Origin of the sequence: Streptomyces sediminimaris (genome assembly GCF_047049295.1) — a bacterium.
GTDB lineage: Bacteria > Actinomycetota > Actinomycetes > Streptomycetales > Streptomycetaceae > Streptomyces > Streptomyces sediminimaris.
In genome coordinates, this window is the sequence record NZ_JBJWOT010000001.1 from 1487542 (window position 1) to 1506493 (window position 18952).

An 18952-nucleotide genomic window follows, 5' to 3' on the forward strand; every position below is an offset into this window, starting at 1 on the left:
GACCGAGGCACCCATGACGTCGATCGATCTCAACGCCGACCTCGGCGAGGGCTTCGGCCGCTGGCGGCTGACCGACGACGAGCAACTGCTGTCCGTCGTCACCAGCGCCAACGTGGCCTGCGGCTTCCACGCCGGGGACGCCGCCACCATGCGGCGGGTGTGCGAGCTCGCGGCCGGGCGCGGCGTGCGGATCGGCGCCCAGGTCTCCTACCGCGACCTGGCCGGGTTCGGGCGGCGCGCGATGGACGTGCCGCCCGCGGAGCTCGCGGCCGAAGTCGCGTACCAGATCGGCGCCCTGGAGGTCTTCGCGCGCGCGGCGGGCACGCGCGTGTCGTACGTCAAGCCGCACGGCGCGCTCTACCACCGCGTCGTGCACGACGAGGAGCAGGCCGGCGCGGTCGTGGAGGGGGTGCTGCTCGCCGACGCCACGCTGCCCGTGCTCGGCCTGCCCGGGTCGCGGCTGCTGGAGCACGCCGGCAAGGCGGGCCTGCCGGCCGTGACGGAGGCGTTCGCGGACCGCGCCTACACCATCGAGGGCACGCTCGTGCCGCGCGGCCACGACGGCGCCGTGGTCACCGATCCGGAGGCGGTCGCGGAGCGCTCCGTGGACCTGGCCCGCTTCGGCACGGTCACCTCCCACTGCGGAGCGGCGGTCGACGTACGCGCGCGTTCCCTGTGCCTGCACGGGGACACGCCGGGCGCCGTGGAACTGGCCCGGCTGGTCCGGCGGCGCCTGCAGGACTCGGGAGTCCGGGTGGAGGCCTTCGCATGAGGGCGCTGCCCGTCGGCGACCGGGCCCTGCTGGTCGAGCTGTCCTGCGGGGACGAAGCGCGGGCCCTGCACGCGGAGTTGCTGCGCCGCCGCGCGGAGGGCCTGCTCACCGTGCGCGAGATCGTCCCGGCGGCCCGCACCGTGCTGCTCGACGGCCTCGACGACCCGGCCCGGCTGGCGTCCGAACTGACCTCCTGGCAGCCGCCGCCCGCTCCCCCGCGCGCGCGTGAGGTGATCGACATCCCGGTGCACTACGACGGCCCGGACCTGGCCGCGGTCGCCGCGCACTGGGGGGTGACCGCGCACGAGGCGCGGCGCATCCACGCGGACACCGAATTCACCGTCGCCTTCTGCGGGTTCGCCCCCGGCTTCGGCTACCTCACGGGCCTTCCGCGGCGCTACGACGTCCCGCGCCGGGCCACCCCGCGCACGGCGGTCCCGGCCGGTTCGGTGGCGCTGGCCGGCCCGTACACGGGGGTGTACCCACGCTCCTCGCCGGGCGGCTGGCAGCTGATCGGCCGCACCGAGGCCGTGCTGTGGGACCACGCGCGGGTACCGGCCGCGCTGCTGTCGCCCGGCACGCGGGTGCGCTTCGTCCCGGTGGCCGGCTCATGACGGACCGGGCGTTCGTCGTCGTACGGGCCGGTGCCCTGACCACCGTGCAGGACCGTGGCCGTCCCGGGCACGCGCACCTCGGCGTGCCCTGCTCCGGGGCACTCGACTCCCCCGCCGCGGCGCTCGTCAACCGCCTGGTGGGCAACCCGCCCGGGGCGGCCGTCCTGGAGACGACCCTCGACGGCTGTGCCGTACGGCCGCGTTCGACGGTCACGGTGGCGGTCGGGGGCGCCCCGTGCGCGGTCACGGCCGACGGACGGCCGGTCGCCTGGGGAGCGCCGGTGCGGGTGCCCGCCGGCACGCTCCTGGACGTCGGGGCGGCCCTCTCCGGGGTCCGCGGCTATCTGGCCGTCGCCGGCGGCATCGCGGTCGAACCGGTCCTGGGCAGCCGCTCCACGGACCTCCTCTCGGGCCTCGGCCCGCCCCCGCTCGCGGACGGCACGGTGATCCCCCTGGGGGCGCCGGGCGACGTCCGCGCGCGCGTGGACGTCGCTCCGCAGCCGGCTCCCCCGGCCGAGCTGGTCCTGCGGGTGACGCCGGGCCCACGCGCGGAGTGGTTCACCCCGGAGGCCCTTCGCACCTTCACGTCCCGCACGTACCGCGTCTCCTCGGCCAGCAACCGCATCGGCCTGCGCACCGAGGGGCCCGCCCTCGACCGCGCCCTGCCGGGCGAACTCCCCAGCGAGGGCATGGTCCTGGGCGCGATCCAGGTCCCCCCGGACGGCCGGCCGGTCGTCTTCCTGGCGGACCATCCGACCACCGGGGGCTACCCGGTGATCGCGGTCGTCCGCCCGGAGGACCTCCCCGCGGCGGCCCAGGCGGCACCGGGCACACCGGTCCGCTTCGTCGCCGTACGCAGCCGCCGGCGTCCCTAGGGGCGCGCGGATCCGCCCGGCCCGGCGCGGCGGACCGCACCGGACCACGACGTGCGGCCACCCGTCCCCCTCCCCCGCCGAGCCCTACACCGCGTCGGCCTGCTCGACGGCCGGCACCGCGGCCAGCGCGGCGGACACCGCGGCGGCGGCCCGTACGTCCAGCCGCGCGCTCGTCCCCCGCGCCCGGTGCCCGATCTCGTCCGCCGCGAGCCGCAGCAGCTGCGGCAGCAGGTCCGTGCACCGCCGTGCCACCCACGCGGTGCCCGCCGTGGCCAGCCACAGCAGGCTCGCCGACGTGGTGGGGGCGGGGAGCTCCGGTTCGGGTGAGGGGGCCGTGCCGGTCGCCCGGCCATCCTCCACCAGCAGCGCGTGGAAGCGCACCGCCAGCTGCCGGTGGCCCCGCTCCCCCGGGTGCAGCCGGTCCGCGCTCCACATCGCACGGTCCGCGATCCAGTCGGCCTCGGCCGCGTGCAGGTGGACGGCCCCGTAGCGGTCGGACAGCGCGTGCACCACCCGGTTGACCGCCCGCTGCCGCCGGGCCAGCGGACGGGCCAGCGCACCCGGGAGCCCGAGCATCCAGCCGGGGTCGGGCAGACAGGCCGTGAGCAGGGTCGCGCCCTGCCCGGTGAAGGCGGCGTAGACCTCGTCGAGCCGTTCGGCGACGGCACGGATGTCGAACGTGCAGCGCAGGGTGTCGTTGACGCCGATGACCACGGAGGCGATGTCCGGCCCGAGCGCGAGAGCGGCCGGCGTCTGCAGTTCCCGTACCTCGCGGGTCTGGGCACCGCTCACCGCGAGGTTGGTGAACTCGACGCGGTCCTCGGCCAGCCCGTCGGCGAGCAGCGCGGCCCAGCCGCGCCAGCCGTCGGCGGCGGGATCGCCCACGCCCTCGGTCAGCGAGTCCCCGAGCGAGACGAAACGCACCGGTCTCATGCCGCGCTCCCGGGCGTGCCGGGACGCACCGGCACCGTCGCGTCGTGCGCGGCGAGGAAGGCGTCCACGGCCGTGCTCCATCCGAAGCACTCCGCACGCGCGCGTGCGGCCTCGCGCCGCTCCCGCTCGGGAAGGCCGAGCAGGATGTCGACGGCGTCCGCGAAGGCGTCCCCGTGGTCCGCCGCGACGGCTCCCGCGGACCCGATCACCTCGGGCAGCGCGGAGGAGGTGCTCACCACCACGGGCGTGCCGCAGGCCATGGCCTCCAGTGCGGCCAGTCCGAACGTCTCGGCGGGCCCGGGCGCCAGGCACACGTCGGCGCAGGCCTGGAGGGTGCCCAGCGCGGTGCGGTCGGAGACGTGTCCGAGGAAGGTGACCGGCAGACCGCGCTCCCGCGCGCGCTGTTCCAGCCGCGGGCGCAGCGGCCCGTCCCCGGCCACCACCAGCACCGCCCGCCCGCCCCGCCGCAGCAGCGCCTCCAGAGCGTCCAGGGCCGTGCCGGGCCGCTTCTCCACCGACAGCCGGGTGCAGCAGACGATCAGTGCCTCGCCCGCACGCGCGTACCGTGCGCGAAGCCCGGGATCACGCAGTGCGGGGTGCCGCTCCACCAGGTCGACACCCAGGGGAGCGCGTACGACGTTGCGGGCGCCGATCCGCACGAACTCCCGCTCGGCGAACTCGGTGGTGCACACCACGCGCGCGTACGTGTGCGCGGTGCGGCTGTTGAGGGCGTCGGCGGCGCGCCGGGCCGCCCGCTCCGGCAGTCCCCAGGTGCGCAGCACGCCGTCGGCGGTCTCGTGGGAGACCATCACGGCGGGGACCCGGGCGCGCCGCGCCCACTTTCCGGTCCACCGGAGGGTCGTGCGGTCGGAGACCTCCAGGCGGTCGGGCGCGAGCTCCTCCAGCAGCCGGGCCACCCGCCGCCGGTCGGTGAGCACGCGGTATCCGCCGGTGCCGGGCAGCAGCGGCCCGGGCAGGGTGATGACGCGCCCCTGCTCGGTGTCGCGGTCGTCGGCGCGTTCGCCGGGCACGATCAGCACGGGCTCGTGGCCGGCCTGCCTGAAGCCCCTGCCCAGCTCGCGCAGGGCGGTGCGCAGGCCGCCGGACGCGGGGGCGACGAAGTTCGCCAGCCGCACGATCCGCAGAGCGCTCATGCGGCCACCGCCGCCTTCTTCCGCGCGACGAGCAGGTCGGCGTAGTGGGCGATGAGCTGATCGCCGACGGCCGCCCAGGTGCGGCCCTCGACGGTGGCGCGCGCGGTGCCGCCGAAGGCGGTCCGGCGGGCCGGGTCGGTCACCAGCGACGCCACGGCGTCCCGTACGGCGTCGGCGTCACGGGGCGGTACCAGCAGACCGGTGCGCCCGTGGGCGACGAGGTCGAGGGGGCCGCCGGCGGCGGGCGCCACCACGGGAACGCCGCTGGCCATGGCCTCCTGCACGGTCTGGCAGAAGGTCTCGAAGGGACCGGTGTGCGCGAAGACGTCCAGACAGGCGTAGATCCGGGCGAGGTCGTCGCCGACGCGGCGGCCGAGGAAGACCGCGCCCGGCAGCGCCTCGGTGAGGCTCGGCCGGCTCGGGCCGTCGCCCACGACGACGACCTTCACCCCTGGGAGGCCGCAGACACCGGCCAGGAGCTCGATGTGCTTCTCGGGGGCGAGCCGGCCGACGTATCCGACGATCACCTCGCCGTTCGGGGCGAGGTCGCGCCGCAGTGCCTCGTCGCGCAGGCCGGGGCGGAAACGGACGGTGTCCACGCCGCGGGGCCACAGTCCGACCCTGGGCACGTCGTGGTCGCGCAGGTCGCGCACCGAGGCGCTGGAGGGGGCGAGAGTGAGGTCGGCGGCGGAGTGGACGGAGCGGATGCGCCGCCAGGCCGCGGCCTCGCCGGCGCCCATGTAGGTGCGGGCGTAGCCGGCGAGGTCCGTCTGGTAGACGGCGACGGCCGGCACGCCCAGCCGGGCCGCGACGGCCATGCCGCGGACGCCGAGGACGAAGGGGCTGGCCAGGTGCACGATGTCGGCCCGGTGCTCGGCGACGGCCGCGGCGAGGCGGCGGCTGGGCAGGGCGACACGGACCTGGGGATAGCCCGGGAGCGGGAGGGAGGGGATCCGGACGACGGGGCAGGGTGCCTCGGCGTCGGGCCCGGTACCGGTCCGGCCGACGAGGGCGGTGGAGGCCGGAGCGACGACGAGCGGGAGGTGACCGCGATCTACGAGGTGCCGGGCGGTCTGGAGCGCGCAGTGGGCCACGCCGTTCACATCGGGGGGAAAGGATTCGGTCACGATGACGACACGCATACCGGTGTTCTCACCGTACCGGACGTGGTCGCGTCAACGTGGATCTTTCCGGGCGAGGAACGTCCCGTGAGCGTTCCCCCGCACACCCGTGCAGGTCAGGCCGTGTCCATGACCGTCTGACCCATGGGTCACCCGTCGTTCACCCGGCAGCCGTGCCGCCGCTCGGACGATCTCGGCGGGGCCGGCTCACGCGACGGGTTCGTCGGGTGCGATCCGGCTCCGTACCGCTGTCTGCACCTCGGCTTCCTCGGCCGGATCGGCGGCGAGCCGGCGCAGCCGTTCGACGACGCGTGCGTCACCGGTCTCGGCGTGCCGGGCGGCGATCTCGCGGGTGGTCTCCTCGCAGTCCCAGAGGCACTCGACGGCGAATCCGGCCGGGAAGGAGGGGTCGGTGGCGGCCAGAGCGCGGGCGGCCCTGCCGCGGAGGTGGGAGGAGGCCGTCTCACGGTAGATGTGGCGCAGGACCGGGGTGGCGCAGACGATGCCGAGGCGCCCGGTGCCGTCGACGAGGGTCCACAGGGTCGGGGCGTCCGGCCCCCCGCCCCGTACGGCTTCGCGCAGTGCGGCGAGGACCAGGTCCTTGTCCTCGACGCCGCCCCGGCAGGCGAGCATGCGGCCGGCGGCGGCGCCCAGGGCGTCGGGCCGGCGGGCCCAGCCGCGGGCCCGGTCGACGGCGGCGACGCTGCGCATCCGCTCGAAGGCGTCCACCGCGGCCTCCACGACGGCCGGCGAGCCCGTCAGCACGGCCGCGTCGATCAGGTCGAGGGCGTCCGGGTCGTTGCTGTCGGCGAGGTAGCGCAGCGCGGTGCACCGGGCTCCGTCGGTGCCGTCCTCGGCGGCCCGCACGATCTCGGGCCGGTCCTCGGGTCCGGCCACCGCCGTGAGGCAGCGGGCGGCCGGGACGTGCAGGGCCGCACCGCGCTCGACGCCCTGCTGGGCCCACTCGAACACGGCCCGCACGCTCCACCCCGGACGGGGCCCGGTAGGTCGCATCTGCCGCTGCCAGCGGTCGAAACAGCCGGTCTCCTGAGCGGCACGCACGCGCGTGGCGATCGATTCGCGCGGGTCCTCGGCCCACAGCCGCCACGGCCGGGGCTCGAAGGCGTCGCGCACGACGGCGGCCAGTTCGGCCTCGCCCTCGGCGTCGGTGGCGAAGCGGGCCAGCACGGGGGCGGCCAGGGCGCGCAGCCCCGCGTCGTCGTCCCTGAGGGCCAGCTCGTCCAGGGCCCAGGCCCAGTTGGCGCCGGAGGCCGCGTACCTGCGCAGCAGCTCCAGCGCGTCCCGCCTGCCGTAGGAGGCGAGATGGCCGAGCACGGCCAGGGCGAGCCCGGTGCGGGACTCCTCGGTGTCGAAGACGTCCTCGACGTCGAAGAGGTGCGCCTCGATCTCGTCCAGCCCGCCGTTCAGGTCGAGGTAGAGACGGGCGTAGTAGAGGGAGCGGTTCTCCACCTGCCAGTCGTGGCGGGGGTCGCGGAGCACACAGTGGTTCAGTGCCGCGAGCGCCTCGGCGCGCGGTGCGGTGAGTGCGTGCAGCGTGCCGTCGCCTCGCCCCCTCTGCAGGAGGCCGAGCAGGGTACCGCTGGGCGCTATGACCGGATCGAACATGGGAAACAGCCTCACATCAAGCGTCGACGCAACCGGGGAACACGCGTTACCTGGCCGCGTGACACAACGTCGGGGCGCCCGCCGTCTCTTGCTTGCTGTAGACCATCTTCCTCTGCCTCTCGTCAGTGGCCCTCACGGACCGGATCACGGTCCGCGCGGTGCGGCAACACCTGCCCAGCCATCGCGTCCGTGAACCACGACGTCATGATGACTCGGCACTTCGGCCCGCCGCGACCGAAATTTCGGCGGCCCTTTACCGCCTCCCCCGTTTCTCGTGTTCTCGCTGGTCAGGACATACGGATCAGTGTGCGCCGAACAGGTCGAGCAGTTCCGCCTTGCCGAACATGCGCGCCGTGTCGACGGCCGACGGTGTGCCCGCGGCCGGATCGGCACCCCCCTCCAGGAGGACTTCGATCACGTCCTCCGCACCCTTGAAGACGGCTCCGGCGAGCGGGGTCTGGCCCCGGTCGTTGATCCGGTCGCCCTCCGCGCCGCGGGCGAGCAGCGCCCGCACCGCGTCGGCGTGCCCGTGGTACGCCGCCAGCATCACGAGTGAGTCACCGCGGTCGTTGGTGAGGTTGGCCGGAACGCCCGCGTCCACGTACGCCACGAGTTCCTCGGTCCGTCCCCGCCTGGCCAGATCGAAGATCTTGGTCGCCAGCTCCACGACCTCGGGGTCGGGGGCTTCGCTCATCGGCAGGACCGCCTTCCGTGCAACCGTTCAGGTGAATCGCCAGGGTACTGGCTCGGGCGGCACATGAGCCGACTCACAAGAGGTAAGGATCACCACAGAACAGACCGAATGCACAAAACCCCCTCGGCACCCGCGCGACGACACGGCCTTCCGGGGGAAAAACTCCAGAATTCACCCAATTGCCCCTTTTATAGTATGGATACATGCTGTGATCCTGGAAGTACTCATGGTGACTGTCCCCGTGAACCAGGAGAACTGAAATGATCTTGTCCATCTCCGGCGTGGTCCTGCTCGGCATCATCGTCTTCCTCTTCTTCCGCAAGGACGGGCTCAAGGCGTCGCACGCCCTGGTCTCGGCCCTGTTCGGCTTCTATCTCGCGAGTACGGCCATCGCCCCGAGCATCAAGGCCGGCGGCGAGAGCCTCGCGAGCCTCCTCGGCGGCATCAAGTTCTGACACCGCCCGTCCCGCCCGTACGCACCAACAGGAGACATCCGTGGCCCGGCGCCCCCTCCCCCGCATCCTGAGCACAGGCAGCGCGCAGATCGCCCGGGGCCGGGAACTGGCCCGGACGGCGGCGGACAGCGCCACCGACGTCCTCCACCCGCTGATCTCGGTCACCCGTGGTCTGCGCCGGCTGGCAGCCGCCGGGCGGCGCAAGTGGGCCGACACACCCCAGGACCGGCGCGGACCGCTGCTGTTCCTGGCGGCCTCGGTGGTCCTGGTCGTGGTACTCGTGCCGTACGGCCCGCTGCTCGCCGTCATCACCGTGATGGCGGCGGCAGCCTGGCAGGGCAGGGAGCAGCGCAGGCCACCGGAGCCCGAAGGGCCCGGCGAGTCCCAGTGCCGGCGCCTGAAATCGCTGTACGAGGCCCTGGTCCCGTACTTCTCGCTGGCCGGGGACCCCTCCCCCCTCTACGCCCACGGCGGCGAGTGGGAGAAGGCGTTCCCGGCCTACGAGTTCGACGAGGCGGGCCGCGTCACCCACCTCGTGATCCGCTACCCGGCGTACTTCACCGACGGCGAGATCGACTCCCGCACCCGCATCGAGCAGCTGCTGCACACCAAGTCGGGCCGCGGCCGCGAATACCACTTCGCGTGGGACGAAGAGGGCAACCGGCTCACCGTCACGGTCCTTCCCCCGCTGCCCACCGACATCGCCGCCCAGCGGTTCGTCACGGCGCCCGGCGAGACGGTCCTCGGCTTCACCGACCCCACCCAGGTCCGGCGCACGCTTCCGCTCACCCACGGCGAGGAGCGGCGCGACGTCCCGCCGGTCGTCTGGCGCACCGGTGTCCGCTCCACCGAGCCGCACCTGCTGATCATGGGCCAGCCGGGCAGCGGCACCACGTCCCTGCTGCGCTGCATCGCCCTCCAGGCGCTTCAGCACGGCGACGTGGTGATCATCGAGGGCGGCACCGGCGAGTACGCGTGCCTGGCCGGCCGCGCGGGGGTGCTGGCCGTCGAGTGCGGCCTGTCCGGCGCGCTGGCGACCCTGGAGTGGGCCGCCAACGAGACGGAGCGCCGGCTGCTCACCGCCAACCGCGCCCGTCAGGCGGGCCTGCCCTCCCCACCGGACACCAGGCGTCCCCTGTGGATCCTCCTGGACCGTCCGAGCGCCTTCGCCCACCTCGCCGCCGCGGACGGCCGCAAGGACCCGCAGTCCCTGCTCCAGGTGCCGCTCCGGCACGGCCGCGCGGCGAACGTCACGGTGGTGGTGGCCGACCAGTTCGACAACGCGGACGCGCTGAGCGACGCCGTACGGCAGCACACGCGCGCGCGGGTCGTCCTCGGCCCCGCCACGGCCGATCAGCTGGCCGGCGTCCTCGGCGCGCTGCCGGCCACGACCCCGGCCGTCGACGTCCCGCCCGGCCGCGGTTACGCCCGCCTCGGCGCGGGCCCCGTGCACAGGCTGCAGGTCCCCTCGACCCCGGACCCCTACGACGACGAGACGAGCGACGCGGACCGCGAGGCGGTGCTGGCCCTGCTGCCACCGCGAACGGTGCCGGCCGAGGCGGAGGACGTCCGGGCGGGGGACGCCGACGCGCAGGGTGCCGACCCGGAGCGGGTCGGCCCGGAGAAGGAACCCGTGGCCGTGCAGACGCGGCCCGTCGCCCTGGAGAAACCGTCCGCGGCCACGGAGAGACAACCCGTCGACCTGGCGAAGGCCGCCCCCGCCGACGAGGAGCCGGACGGCCCGGAGCGGGTGTCGGCGCAAGCCGTGGCGGCGGAGACGCAGTAAGACCCCCGCCGGCTCTGCGGCGGCCCTCCCGCTCCGCCGCGGCCTTGCGCCGAGCAAGCCGGTCTACGCCACGAACGTCCGCGGCGTCTCGCCGCCCGCCGCGGCCCCGCTCTCCACCAGCCGCGCCGCCGCCGCCAGCCGCGCCGCCGCCTCCTCGGCCACCGCGCCCCCCACGGTGAACGGCAGCCGCACGTACCCCTCGAAGGCACCGTCGACCCCGAACCGCGGCCCCGAGGGCACCCGCACCCCGACCCGCTCCCCCACCTCGGCGAGCCGCGAGCCGGACAGGCCACCCGTGCGTACCCACAGGGTCAGCCCGCCCTTGGGCACCTCGAACTCCCAGTCGGGCAGCTCCCGCCGCACCGCGGCCACCAGCGCGTCCCGGTTCTCCCGGGCCTGGCCGCGCCGCACCTCGACGGCGCGCTCCCAGCCCCCCGTGCTGAACAGCCAGTTCACGGCGAGCTGCTCCAGCACCGGTGTGCCCAGATCGGCGTACGCGCGCGCGGCGATCAGGCTGCGGATCACGTCGGGTGCCGCGCGCACCCAGCCGATGCGCATCCCCGCCCAGAAGGCCTTGCTGGCCGATCCGACGGTGATGACGCTGGACCCGGCGGGGTCGAAGGCGCACACGGGCCGTGGCATCGCCCCCTGCTCGAGGTCCTCGTCCAGCCACAGCTCGCTCATCGTCTCGTCGGCGATCAGCACCGTTCCGGCCGAGCGGGCCGCCTCCACCAGCTGCCGCCGCTGGCCGTCGTCGGCGAGCGCGCCGGTCGGGTTGTGGAAGTCGGCGACGATGTAGGCGATCCGGGGCGCGGCGTCCCGCAGCACCTGCCGCCACCGGTCCAGGTCCCAGCCGGTCAGTCCCCCGGCCATCGCCACCGGCACCAGCCGGGCGCCCGTCTCGCGCATCAGCTGAAGGATGTTGGCGTACGACGGCGACTCCACCGCGACGCGTTCGCCGCGGCCCGCGAAGAGGTGGCAGATCGCGTCGATCGCGCCCATCGCACCCGTGGTGACCATGATCTGCTCGGGCATCGTCGGGATCCCGCGCGCGGTGTACCGGTCGGCGATCATCGAGCGCAGCGCGGGGAGGCCGGCCGGGTAGTCGCCGTGGGTGTGGGCGTACGGCGGCAGTTCCTCCAGGGCGCCACGGACGGCGCGTGTCAGCCACGGCTCGGGCGCGGGCAGGGCCGCGCAGCCCAGGTCGATCAGCGACCCCAGTGCCTCGGGCGGCAGGGGCTCCAGTCCGCGCGCGGGGAGCGGGTTACCGGCCGGTACGGCGGTCCAGCTGCCGGCCCCGCGCCGGGACTCCAGGAAGCCCTCGGTGCGCAGCGCCTCGTAGGCGGCCGCGACCGTGGTGCGGCTGACGGACAGGGCCAGGGCCAGCTCGCGTTCGGCGGGCAGCCGGGCGGCCACCGGCACGCGGCCCTCCAGCACCAGCAGCCGGATGCCGTCGGCCAGCGCCCGGTAGGCGGGCGGACGGCGCGTGCCGGGTCCCGCCGGCCGGTCCTGCTGGGAGTGCAGCAGTCTCGCCAGCTGTGCCGCACCCATCGCCGAGGTCCACTGCGCCATGGAAATCAGTCCACCTTCCCCGAATTGGACCTGGATCACACTTCTTCCCAAGCCACAGGGTGACATGAGTCAGGCCACTGCGACCACCGGGGGTATCTCTTGTCCACGAAGGAACGTCTCGGGCGGCGGTTGATCCAGCTGTACGCCGGCCTGACGCTGTACGGGGCGAGTTCCGCGCTCCTGGTCGAGGCGGGCCTGGGCCTGGAGCCCTGGAACGTGCTGCACCAGGGCCTCGCCGAGCTGACCGGTCTGACGATCGGGGTCGTGTCGATCGTCGTGGGGGCGGCGGTGCTGCTGCTGTGGATCCCGCTGCGGCAGCGCCCGGGCCTCGGCACCGTCTCCAACGTCTTCGTGGTCGGCCTCGCCATGGACGGCACGCTCGCCCTCGTACCGGACGCGCGCTCCCTGGCCGTACGGGTCCCCCTCCTGCTGGCCGGCATCCTGCTCAACGGCGCGGCGACCGGGCTCTACATCGCCGCCCGCTTCGGGCCGGGCCCGAGGGACGGGCTGATGACCGGCCTGCACCGGCGCACCGGACGTTCGATCCGCCTGATGCGGACGGCGGTCGAGGCGGCCGTGGTCGCGACCGGCTTCGCCCTCGGCGGCACCGTCGGTGTCGGCACGGTCCTGTACGCGGTGTCCATCGGCCCGCTCGCCCAGCTGTTCCTGCGGGTGTTCGACGTCCCGTCGGCATCCGGCGGCAGCACGGTCGTTGCCACGGGGCAACCGCGGGGGGCGATACTGCGTCCGTGACCTCGCCGCTGCGCCACCCCTATCTCGACCATCCCGGCCCGATCGCCTTCGCCCACCGGGGCGGGGCCGCGGACGGCCTGGAGAACACGGCGCTGCAGTTCCGGCGGGCGGTGGAGGCGGGCTACCGCTACCTCGAGACCGACGTGCACACGACGGCGGACGGCAGGCTGGTCGCCTTCCACGACGCGACCCTGGACCGGGTCACCGACGGCGCGGGACGCATAGCGGACCTGCCGTGGAGGACCGTGAGCCGGGCCCGCGTGGCGGGCCGGGAACCGGTGCCGCTGTTCGAGGAACTGCTGGAGACGTTCCCCGAGGTGCGCTGGAACGTCGACCTCAAGGCGGAGACCTCGCTGCACCCCTTCCTGGACCTGGTCGAGCGCACGCGCGCGTGGGACCGGGTCTGCGTGGGCTCCTTCTCCGAGGCACGGGTGATGCGCGCCCAGCGGCTGGCGGGTCCGCGGCTGGCGACGTCCTACGGCACGCGGGGCGTGCTCAACCTGCGGCTGCGTTCCTGGGGCGTGCCGGCCGCGCTGCGCGCCTCCGCGGTCGCGGCCCAGGTGCCCGAGTGGCAGTCCGGCATCCAGGTCGTCGACCGCCGCTTCGTCCGTACCGCCCACGCGCGCGGGTTGCAGGTGCACGTGTGGACCATCAACGAGCCCGACCGCATGCACCGGCTCCTGGACCTGGGAGTGGATGGCATCATGACCGATCACATCGACACGTTGCGCAAGGTCATGGAAGAACGCGGCGTCTGGCTCTGACCGCCCGGCGCGCCCGGCCCGAGCCTTCGCACGGCACATCAGCGGGGAAGCGAGGGCACGGGTGAGCGCCGACACCGTGCGGACGGACGTCTTCGACCGGCAGCGCGAACAGCGCGGCTGGTACTTCTACGACTGGGCCTGCTCCGTCTACTCGACGAGCGTGCTCACGGTGTTCCTCGGCCCCTACCTGACGTCGGTGGCCAAGTCCGCCGCGGACGCCAACGGGTACGTCCACCCCCTGGGCGTCCCGGTGCGCGCCGGGTCCTTCTTCGCGTACTCGGTCTCCCTGTCCGTGATCGTGGCCGTGCTGGTGATGCCCGTGGTGGGCGCGGCCGCCGACCGCACCGGCCGCAAGAAGCCGCTGCTCGGGATCACGGCCTATGCGGGGGCCGCGGCGACGACGGGCATGTTCTTCCTCGACGGCGACCGCTATCTGCTCGGCGGCGTGCTGCTGGTCGTCGCGAACGCGGCGCAGTCGGTGGGGATGATGCTCTACAACTCCTACCTGCCCCAGATCGCGCCGCCCGAGGAGCGCGACGCCGTCTCCTCCAGGGGCTGGGCCTTCGGGTACGCGGCGGGCTCGCTGGTCCTGATCGCCGATCTGGTGCTGTACCTCGCGCACGACTCCTTCGGTGTCTCCGAGACCACGGCCGTCCGGATCTGCCTGGCCGCCGCGGGCCTGTGGTGGGGCGCCTTCACCCTGATCCCGCTGCGCCGGCTGCGCGACCGGGGCTCCGCGGCGCCGAAGGAGGCCACCGCCCCCGGACCGCGCCAACTGGCGGCGACCGTCCGCGACATGCGCCGCCACCCGCTGACCCTCGCCTTCCTGCTGGCCTATCTCGTCTACAACGACGGCATCCAGACCGTGATCTCGCAGGCCTCGGTCTACGGCTCCGAGGAGCTGGGACTCGGGCAGTCGACGCTCATCGGCGCCGTCCTGCTGGTCCAGGTGCTGGCCGTGGCGGGCGCCCTCGGCATGGGCCGGCTGGCCCGGACCTACGGGGCCAAGCACACGATCCTCGGTTCGCTGGTCGCCTGGACGGTGACGCTCGGGGCCGGGTACTTCCTGCCACCCGGCGCGCCGGTGTGGTTCTTCGTCCTGGCGTCCGGGATCGGCCTCGTGCTGGGCGGCAGCCAGGCCCTGTCCCGCTCCCTGTTCTCGCATCTGGTTCCGCCCGGCAAGGAGGCCGAGTACTTCTCGGCGTACGAGATGAGCGACCGGGGCATGAGCTGGATCGGACCGCTTCTGTTCGGGATCACCTTCCAGCTGACCGGAAGTTATCGCGACGCGATCATCTCGCTCGTGGCCTTCTTCGTCATCGGGTTCGCCCTGCTCGCACGGGTTCCGGTGCGGCAGGCGATCCTGCGGGCGGGGAATCCGGTCCCGGACAGGATTTAGCGCTCATGGCGAAAGGGCTGTAGTGTACGCGTTTGGCCTGCCAGACGTACCGTTACTGCGCGTCAAAGATGCCGAAACGCTGGGTGACATCTGCTAGCAGATGTGACAAACCGGGCGCCGGTGGGTACGACATTGGTCAGCAAGGCTGCGGCTACGACGGCGACGCATGACCCGGAACGGGACACGGGACGGGAATCTTTACCGCCGACCGGACGTTGACCGGATGACGACGACAGCGACACCTGTCCTGTGGGCGACAAGCCCGGGAGGCACGATTCATGAGTGAGCGAGCTCTTCGCGGCACGCGCCTCGTGGTGACCAGCTACGAGACGGACCGCGGCATCGACCTGGCCCCGCGCCAGGCCGTGGAGTACGCATGTGAGAAGGGGCACCGCTTCGAGATGCCCTTCTCGGTCGAGGCGGAGATCCCGCCGGAGTGGGAGTGCAAGGTCTGCGGGGCCCAGGCACTCCTCGTGGACGGCGACGGCCCTGAGGAGAAGAAGGCCAAGCCCGCGCGTACACACTGGGACATGCTGATGGAGCGGCGCACCCGCGAGGAACTCGAAGAGGTCCTCGAGGAGCGCCTGGCCGTTCTCCGCTCGGGCGCGATGAACATCGCGGTCCACCCGAGGGACAGCCGCAAGTCGGCCTAGTCCCCGCCGGGGCCGAGCGGCGGACCGACACACGCATACGACCGCGGGCGTCCACGTGCATGCACGTGGACGCCCGCGGTCGTATGCCCTTCTCCGCGCGGCCTCGCGTCGGCGGTGGTCAGCGCGTCAGCGGCGGACGCGGGTCGTCGTGCGGGGCGTCCCCGCGGTCCCCGTCGTCCTCGGGCTCCTCCCTGACGACCTCGCCCTGGACGACCTTGCCGTCGGGACGGTGGATGCGGGCCTGCTGGAAGGCGTCGCCGAGGCCGCCCGGCGCGGCCCCGCGCAGCGTGCGGTCCAGGGTGCGCTCGGTGAGGCGGCCGAGTCCCCTCTGCACCGGGGGGACCAGCAGGAGCAGACCCATCGCGTCCGAGACCAGGCCCGGGATCATCAGCAGCAGACCGCCGAGCATCATCAGGCCGTTGCCACTGCTCTTCTGCGGGGTGCCGCCGCGCTGGAGCGCCTCGTTGAGGTTCTGGAAGGCCCGGCGTCCCGCCTTCTTGATCACCGCCGAGCCGGCCACGAAACCGGCGAGCAGCAGCAGGAAGACGGTGAGCCCGCTCGACGCGCCGGCGACCACGGTCAGCAGCCAGATCTCCAGCACCAGCCAGGCCGCGACACCCAGCGGGAGGAAGGTCCGCAGCCGGGAGCGTTTGGGCCGGGCCGGGCGCGTGGGAGTCGGAGCACCAGTCGTCATGTATCCAGTGTGCCTGGACCCGGCTCAGTGCGGGATAAGTGAACGATCAACGGGTCCTGTGAGGCCGCGGGGACGTCCCGTGACGCCGCGCGAGGGCCGGGACGGAACGCGGTCAGGCCTTCTTGCCGCGGCCGGTCACCTTGTCGACCCGCTCCCCCACGCCCCACGCCGTGACCCGCCACAGGGCCTCGACAAGGATGTCGCGGCTCATCTTGGAGTCACCGAGTTCGCGCTCGACGAAGGTGATGGGCACCTCGACGACGTGGTAGCCGGCCCTCACCGCGCGGCGGGCGAGGTCGACCTGGAAGCAGTAGCCCTGGGAGGCGACCTGGTCCAGGCCGAGGCCCTCCAGGGTCTCGCTGCGGAAGGCGCGGTAGCCGCCGGTGATGTCGCGCAGCGGCAGGTCGAGGACGAGGCGCGAGTAGAGGCTGCCGCCGCGGGAGATGATCTCGCGGCTCCTGGGCCAGTTCACCACCCGGCCGCCCGCCACCCAGCGCGAGCCGAGGACCAGGTCGGCGCTCTTGAGCGCGGTGAGCAGGCGCGGCAGCTCCTCCGGCTGGTGCGAGCCGTCGGCGTCCATCTCGACCAGCACGCCGTAGCCGTTCTCCAGGCCCCAGCGGAAGCCCGCGAGGTAGGCGGCGCCGAGGCCCTCCTTGCCCTTGCGGTGCAGCACATGGACGTGATCGTCCCCGACCGCCAGTTCGTCCGCCAGTTTGCCCGTGCCGTCGGGGCTGTTGTCGTCGGCCACGAGGACGTGCGCCTCGGGGACGGCCTCACGCACCCGGCCGACGATGGACCTGATGTTCTCCGCCTCGTTGTAGGTGGGGATGATCACCAAGGCCGTACCGAGCGGGCCGTACTGCCTCCCCTGGGCCTGTGCCGCGCGGGTGCCGTCGCCGTCGTTCACCACTGCCCCTTCATGTCCGTCGCAGAGGTCCACCATAGTGGCCGCGGCCTGCGATGACGTGACGGCTCGTTCGTATCGTGGTGTCGGTTCCACAAGAGCGGGGTAAGAGCCCGTGTTCGGGCGGGTTTGCGCCTACGGATGGGGGCCCGGCGCCCTTCGGGCCGACCTGGGATCCGCTGGCTGCGGATCGACCGAAAGCCGTTGTCTACTGAGCGCCCGGGCCCCACCCGGGTCACACCTCCCCGGCCGGCCGGAACGTTCCCTCGTCGCGCGCGGGCGCTGAGCCTGGCTCCCAGTGGCGGTGCCCGGTGCGGCACACCGTCCCTGACCCAGCGGCGCTGCGACTGGCGCGAAGAAGTTCCCCGGTCGGGCGTCCGGTGGTGGACTGGGCCGAACCTACCGGCCCCCCGCCGTCGGCTGTCAACAGCCGTTCGACCTGCGGTTATCTCGCCAAGGTCCTGGTCAGGGCCGAGGACAGGCGGGTCGTACGACGCCGTGGCGGGCGATGTTCGGCGCGGCGCCACCCCGGGAGATCACTCGCCCGGCCCTACGAACACGGTCCGCCCGCCGACCACCGTGCGCAGACAGACGGGCAGGTCACGGCCGGGGGTCAGGTCGGGCAGGCCGGGGGTTCCGGAGCGGGGGTCGGTGGACCAGCGCGCGACCCGGTCGTCCGGGGCCTGGACCAGGAGTTCGCCGGTACGCCACACGGCGTAGTCGGCGGGAGCGCCCGGTACCAGGACGCCCGCGTCGTCCCGCCCGATCGCCCGCCAGCCGCCACGGGTGTGCGCCGTGAACGCCGCGCGCACGGAGACCCGGTGGCCGGGGGTGCGGTGGAAGGCGGCGGCGCGGACCGTGCCCCACGGGTCGAGCGGCGTGACCGGGCTGTCGGAGCCGAACGCCAGCGGGACGCCCGCCTTGAGCAGGGCCGCGAAGGGGTTCAGGGTGCGGGCCCGGTCGGCCCCGAGGCGCTGGGCGTACATGCCGTCCGCACCGCCCCACAGCGCGTCGAAGGCGGGCTGGACGGAAGCGGTCAGGCCCAGCTCGGCGAAGGCGGCGATCGTCTCCGGGGTGAGCATCTCGGCGTGCTCCACGCGGTGGCGGGCGGCCCGGACGCGGGCCGCCCCGATCTTCTCGGCGGCGGCGCGCACGCCCTCGACGACCGTGGTCACCGCGGCGTCCCCGATCGCATGGAAGCCCGCCTGGAGCCCGGCCTCGGTGCAGGCGGTGACGTGCGCGGCCACGGCGCCGGCGTCCAGGTAGGCGGTGCCCGTGTGGTCGGCGTCGGCGTACGGCGCGTGCAGGCAGGCGGTGTGCGAGCCGAGGGCGCCGTCGGCGAAGAGGTCCCCGGCCGCGCCCACAGCGCCCAGTTCGCGCGCCTTCTCCACGTCCTGCTCGGCCCAGTAGCCGACGACCCGCGGCATCGCCTCCTCGGCGGCCAGACGCAGCAGACCGGTGAAGTCGTCCGCACCGGAGATGTCCGGGCCGGCGCACTCGTGGACCGAGCCGATGCCGCGGGAGGCCGCGTGGGCGAGCGCGGCACGCTGCGCCTCGGCGCGCTGGGCGGGCGTCACGGCCGCGAACGCGGCGGCGCGCACGCCGTGGTGGGCGTCGGCGGTCAGCGGCCGGTCGCCGGACAGGGGGCCGAGGCCGGCCGCCAGGTCGAGCAGGGCCGTCGTGACGACCGCCGAGTGGACGTCGATACGGGAGAGATAGAGGGGCCGGCCGCCGGTGGCCTCGTCCAGTTCCGCGCGCGTCGGAGGGCGGCCGCCGGGCCAGCGTGAGGCGTCCCAGCCGTGCCCGAGCAGCACCCGGTCCTGCGGACGGGCCGCGGCGAACTCGCGCACCCGGGCGAGCGCCGCCTCCAGGGAGGGGGCGTCGGACAGGTCGAGGCCGGTGAGTGCCAGACCGGTGGACGTGGTGTGCACATGGGCGTCGGTGAACGCCGGGGTGACGAGCGCGCCGTCCAGGTCGACCACCTCGTCGACCCCCTCGGCGAAGGCGTCCGCGGCGCCTTCCGAGCCCACCCAGGCGACCTGGCCGCGCTCCACGACCATCGCGGTCGCGAACGGGTCGGCGGGGCTGTGTACCTCTCCTCGGCGGAGCAGGACGGTTCTCGGCTCGGGGGTGTGCTCGCTCATGTCCGTCAGTTTCTCGCGCGGGGGCGCGGGGGCCGCACC

At 74.0% G+C, this 18952-nt stretch carries 18 protein-coding genes; 9 read left to right on the forward strand and 9 right to left on the reverse strand.

Going from position 1 to position 18952, the window contains the following annotated elements; all coding sequences use genetic code 11:
• Nucleotides 1-13: 13 nt before the first annotated feature.
• From ACJ9NR_RS06920 to ACJ9NR_RS06930, 3 genes are read left to right on the forward strand one after another with little or no spacing between them, the layout of a single operon-like run.
• Entirely contained in the window at nucleotides 14-772 is a 759-nt protein-coding gene (locus tag ACJ9NR_RS06920) for a LamB/YcsF family protein (RefSeq protein ID WP_412489190.1), read from the forward strand.
• Nucleotides 769-1386 (forward strand): 5-oxoprolinase subunit PxpB, encoded by a 618-nt coding sequence (gene pxpB / locus ACJ9NR_RS06925; RefSeq protein WP_412489189.1) that lies wholly within the window; start codon nucleotides 769-771, stop codon nucleotides 1384-1386. Before ACJ9NR_RS06920 ends, pxpB begins: the two co-directional genes overlap by 4 nt.
• Nucleotides 1383-2261 carry a 5-oxoprolinase subunit C family protein gene (locus ACJ9NR_RS06930; RefSeq protein WP_412489188.1) on the forward strand — a complete coding sequence of 293 codons (879 nt, stop codon included), beginning with the start codon at nucleotides 1383-1385 and terminating at the stop codon, nucleotides 2259-2261. Before pxpB ends, ACJ9NR_RS06930 begins: the two co-directional genes overlap by 4 nt.
• An 84-nt stretch (nucleotides 2262-2345) precedes the next feature.
• Here the strand turns inward: ACJ9NR_RS06930 and ACJ9NR_RS06935 are convergent, their stop codons facing one another.
• From ACJ9NR_RS06935 to ACJ9NR_RS06955, 5 genes are all read right to left on the reverse strand, one after another.
• Nucleotides 2346-3194 carry an SGNH/GDSL hydrolase family protein gene (locus tag ACJ9NR_RS06935; protein WP_412489187.1) on the reverse strand — a complete coding sequence of 283 codons (849 nt, stop codon included), beginning with the start codon at nucleotides 3192-3194 and terminating at the stop codon, nucleotides 2346-2348.
• Nucleotides 3191-4348 carry a glycosyltransferase gene (locus ACJ9NR_RS06940; protein ID WP_412489186.1) on the reverse strand — a complete coding sequence of 386 codons (1158 nt, stop codon included), beginning with the start codon at nucleotides 4346-4348 and terminating at the stop codon, nucleotides 3191-3193. The genes ACJ9NR_RS06935 and ACJ9NR_RS06940 overlap by 4 nt, the downstream gene beginning before the upstream one ends.
• Nucleotides 4345-5490, reverse strand: coding sequence for a glycosyltransferase family 4 protein (locus ACJ9NR_RS06945; RefSeq protein ID WP_412489185.1), 1146 nt, complete (start codon nucleotides 5488-5490; stop codon nucleotides 4345-4347). The genes ACJ9NR_RS06940 and ACJ9NR_RS06945 overlap by 4 nt, the downstream gene beginning before the upstream one ends.
• Before the next feature lie 186 nt (nucleotides 5491-5676).
• Nucleotides 5677-7095 (reverse strand): HEAT repeat domain-containing protein, encoded by a 1419-nt coding sequence (locus ACJ9NR_RS06950; RefSeq protein WP_412489184.1) that lies wholly within the window; start codon nucleotides 7093-7095, stop codon nucleotides 5677-5679.
• A 301-nt stretch (nucleotides 7096-7396) separates the two neighbouring features.
• Nucleotides 7397-7789: an ankyrin repeat domain-containing protein gene (locus ACJ9NR_RS06955; protein WP_412489183.1), complete on the reverse strand. Its 393-nt coding sequence runs from the start codon at nucleotides 7787-7789 to the stop codon at nucleotides 7397-7399.
• A gap of 260 nt (nucleotides 7790-8049) precedes the next feature.
• Between ACJ9NR_RS06955 and ACJ9NR_RS06960 the strand changes: the two genes are divergently transcribed.
• Nucleotides 8050-8244 (forward strand): hypothetical protein, encoded by a 195-nt coding sequence (locus ACJ9NR_RS06960; protein ID WP_016434155.1) that lies wholly within the window; start codon nucleotides 8050-8052, stop codon nucleotides 8242-8244.
• Nucleotides 8245-8284: 40 nt separating this feature from the next.
• Nucleotides 8285-10030, forward strand: a complete 1746-nt coding sequence (locus ACJ9NR_RS06965; RefSeq protein WP_412489182.1) for a hypothetical protein — start codon at nucleotides 8285-8287, stop codon at nucleotides 10028-10030.
• Nucleotides 10031-10093: 63 nt separating this feature from the next.
• Here ACJ9NR_RS06965 and ACJ9NR_RS06970 read toward each other — a convergent pair whose 3' ends face one another.
• Nucleotides 10094-11602, reverse strand: a complete 1509-nt coding sequence (locus ACJ9NR_RS06970; protein WP_412489181.1) for an SCO1417 family PLP biosynthesis transcription factor — start codon at nucleotides 11600-11602, stop codon at nucleotides 10094-10096.
• 99 nt (nucleotides 11603-11701) lie between these two features.
• Between ACJ9NR_RS06970 and yczE the strand changes: the two genes are divergently transcribed.
• From yczE to ACJ9NR_RS06990, 4 genes are all read left to right on the forward strand, one after another.
• Entirely contained in the window at nucleotides 11702-12355 is a 654-nt protein-coding gene (gene yczE / locus ACJ9NR_RS06975; protein WP_412489180.1) for a membrane protein YczE, read from the forward strand.
• A complete protein-coding gene (locus ACJ9NR_RS06980; RefSeq protein WP_412489179.1) occupies nucleotides 12352-13119 on the forward strand; it encodes a glycerophosphodiester phosphodiesterase family protein in 768 nt (255 codons plus the stop codon). Before yczE ends, ACJ9NR_RS06980 begins: the two co-directional genes overlap by 4 nt.
• Before the next feature lie 61 nt (nucleotides 13120-13180).
• Nucleotides 13181-14518 carry an MFS transporter gene (locus tag ACJ9NR_RS06985; protein WP_412489178.1) on the forward strand — a complete coding sequence of 446 codons (1338 nt, stop codon included), beginning with the start codon at nucleotides 13181-13183 and terminating at the stop codon, nucleotides 14516-14518.
• A 278-nt stretch (nucleotides 14519-14796) separates the two neighbouring features.
• A complete protein-coding gene (locus ACJ9NR_RS06990) occupies nucleotides 14797-15171 on the forward strand; it encodes an RNA polymerase-binding protein RbpA (RefSeq protein WP_003977404.1) in 375 nt (124 codons plus the stop codon).
• A gap of 118 nt (nucleotides 15172-15289) precedes the next feature.
• Here the strand turns inward: ACJ9NR_RS06990 and fxsA are convergent, their stop codons facing one another.
• From fxsA to ACJ9NR_RS07005, 3 genes are all read right to left on the reverse strand, one after another.
• Nucleotides 15290-15865 carry an FxsA family membrane protein gene (fxsA, locus tag ACJ9NR_RS06995; protein ID WP_412489177.1) on the reverse strand — a complete coding sequence of 192 codons (576 nt, stop codon included), beginning with the start codon at nucleotides 15863-15865 and terminating at the stop codon, nucleotides 15290-15292.
• A gap of 112 nt (nucleotides 15866-15977) precedes the next feature.
• Complete coding sequence (locus tag ACJ9NR_RS07000) at nucleotides 15978-16772, reverse strand: polyprenol monophosphomannose synthase (protein WP_412489176.1); 795 nt, start codon at nucleotides 16770-16772, stop codon at nucleotides 15978-15980.
• A 533-nt stretch (nucleotides 16773-17305) separates the two neighbouring features.
• The gene (locus tag ACJ9NR_RS07005; protein WP_412489175.1) at nucleotides 17306-18913 is read right to left on the reverse strand and encodes an amidohydrolase; all 1608 of its coding nucleotides are present in this window, start codon (nucleotides 18911-18913) and stop codon (nucleotides 17306-17308) included.
• Between the last annotated feature and the right edge of the window lie 39 nt (nucleotides 18914-18952).

Bases quoted from the DNA above. Each gene is read 5' to 3' on its own strand.
- ACJ9NR_RS06920 (WP_412489190.1), top strand. From the start codon at position 14: ATGACGTCGATCGATCTCAACGCCGACCTCGGCGAGGGCTTCGGCCGC.
- pxpB (WP_412489189.1), top strand. From the start codon at position 769: ATGAGGGCGCTGCCCGTCGGCGACCGGGCCCTGCTGGTCGAGCTGTCC.
- ACJ9NR_RS06930 (WP_412489188.1), top strand. From the start codon at position 1,383: ATGACGGACCGGGCGTTCGTCGTCGTACGGGCCGGTGCCCTGACCACC.
- ACJ9NR_RS06935 (WP_412489187.1), bottom strand. From the start codon at position 3,194: ATGAGACCGGTGCGTTTCGTCTCGCTCGGGGACTCGCTGACCGAGGGC.
- ACJ9NR_RS06940 (WP_412489186.1), bottom strand. From the start codon at position 4,348: ATGAGCGCTCTGCGGATCGTGCGGCTGGCGAACTTCGTCGCCCCCGCG.
- ACJ9NR_RS06945 (WP_412489185.1), bottom strand. From the start codon at position 5,490: ATGCGTGTCGTCATCGTGACCGAATCCTTTCCCCCCGATGTGAACGGC.
- ACJ9NR_RS06950 (WP_412489184.1), bottom strand. From the start codon at position 7,095: ATGTTCGATCCGGTCATAGCGCCCAGCGGTACCCTGCTCGGCCTCCTG.
- ACJ9NR_RS06955 (WP_412489183.1), bottom strand. From the start codon at position 7,789: ATGAGCGAAGCCCCCGACCCCGAGGTCGTGGAGCTGGCGACCAAGATC.
- ACJ9NR_RS06960 (WP_016434155.1), top strand. From the start codon at position 8,050: ATGATCTTGTCCATCTCCGGCGTGGTCCTGCTCGGCATCATCGTCTTC.
- ACJ9NR_RS06970 (WP_412489181.1), bottom strand. From the start codon at position 11,602: ATGGCGCAGTGGACCTCGGCGATGGGTGCGGCACAGCTGGCGAGACTG.
- ACJ9NR_RS06990 (WP_003977404.1), top strand. From the start codon at position 14,797: ATGAGTGAGCGAGCTCTTCGCGGCACGCGCCTCGTGGTGACCAGCTAC.
- fxsA (WP_412489177.1), bottom strand. From the start codon at position 15,865: ATGACGACTGGTGCTCCGACTCCCACGCGCCCGGCCCGGCCCAAACGC.
- ACJ9NR_RS07005 (WP_412489175.1), bottom strand. From the start codon at position 18,913: ATGAGCGAGCACACCCCCGAGCCGAGAACCGTCCTGCTCCGCCGAGGA.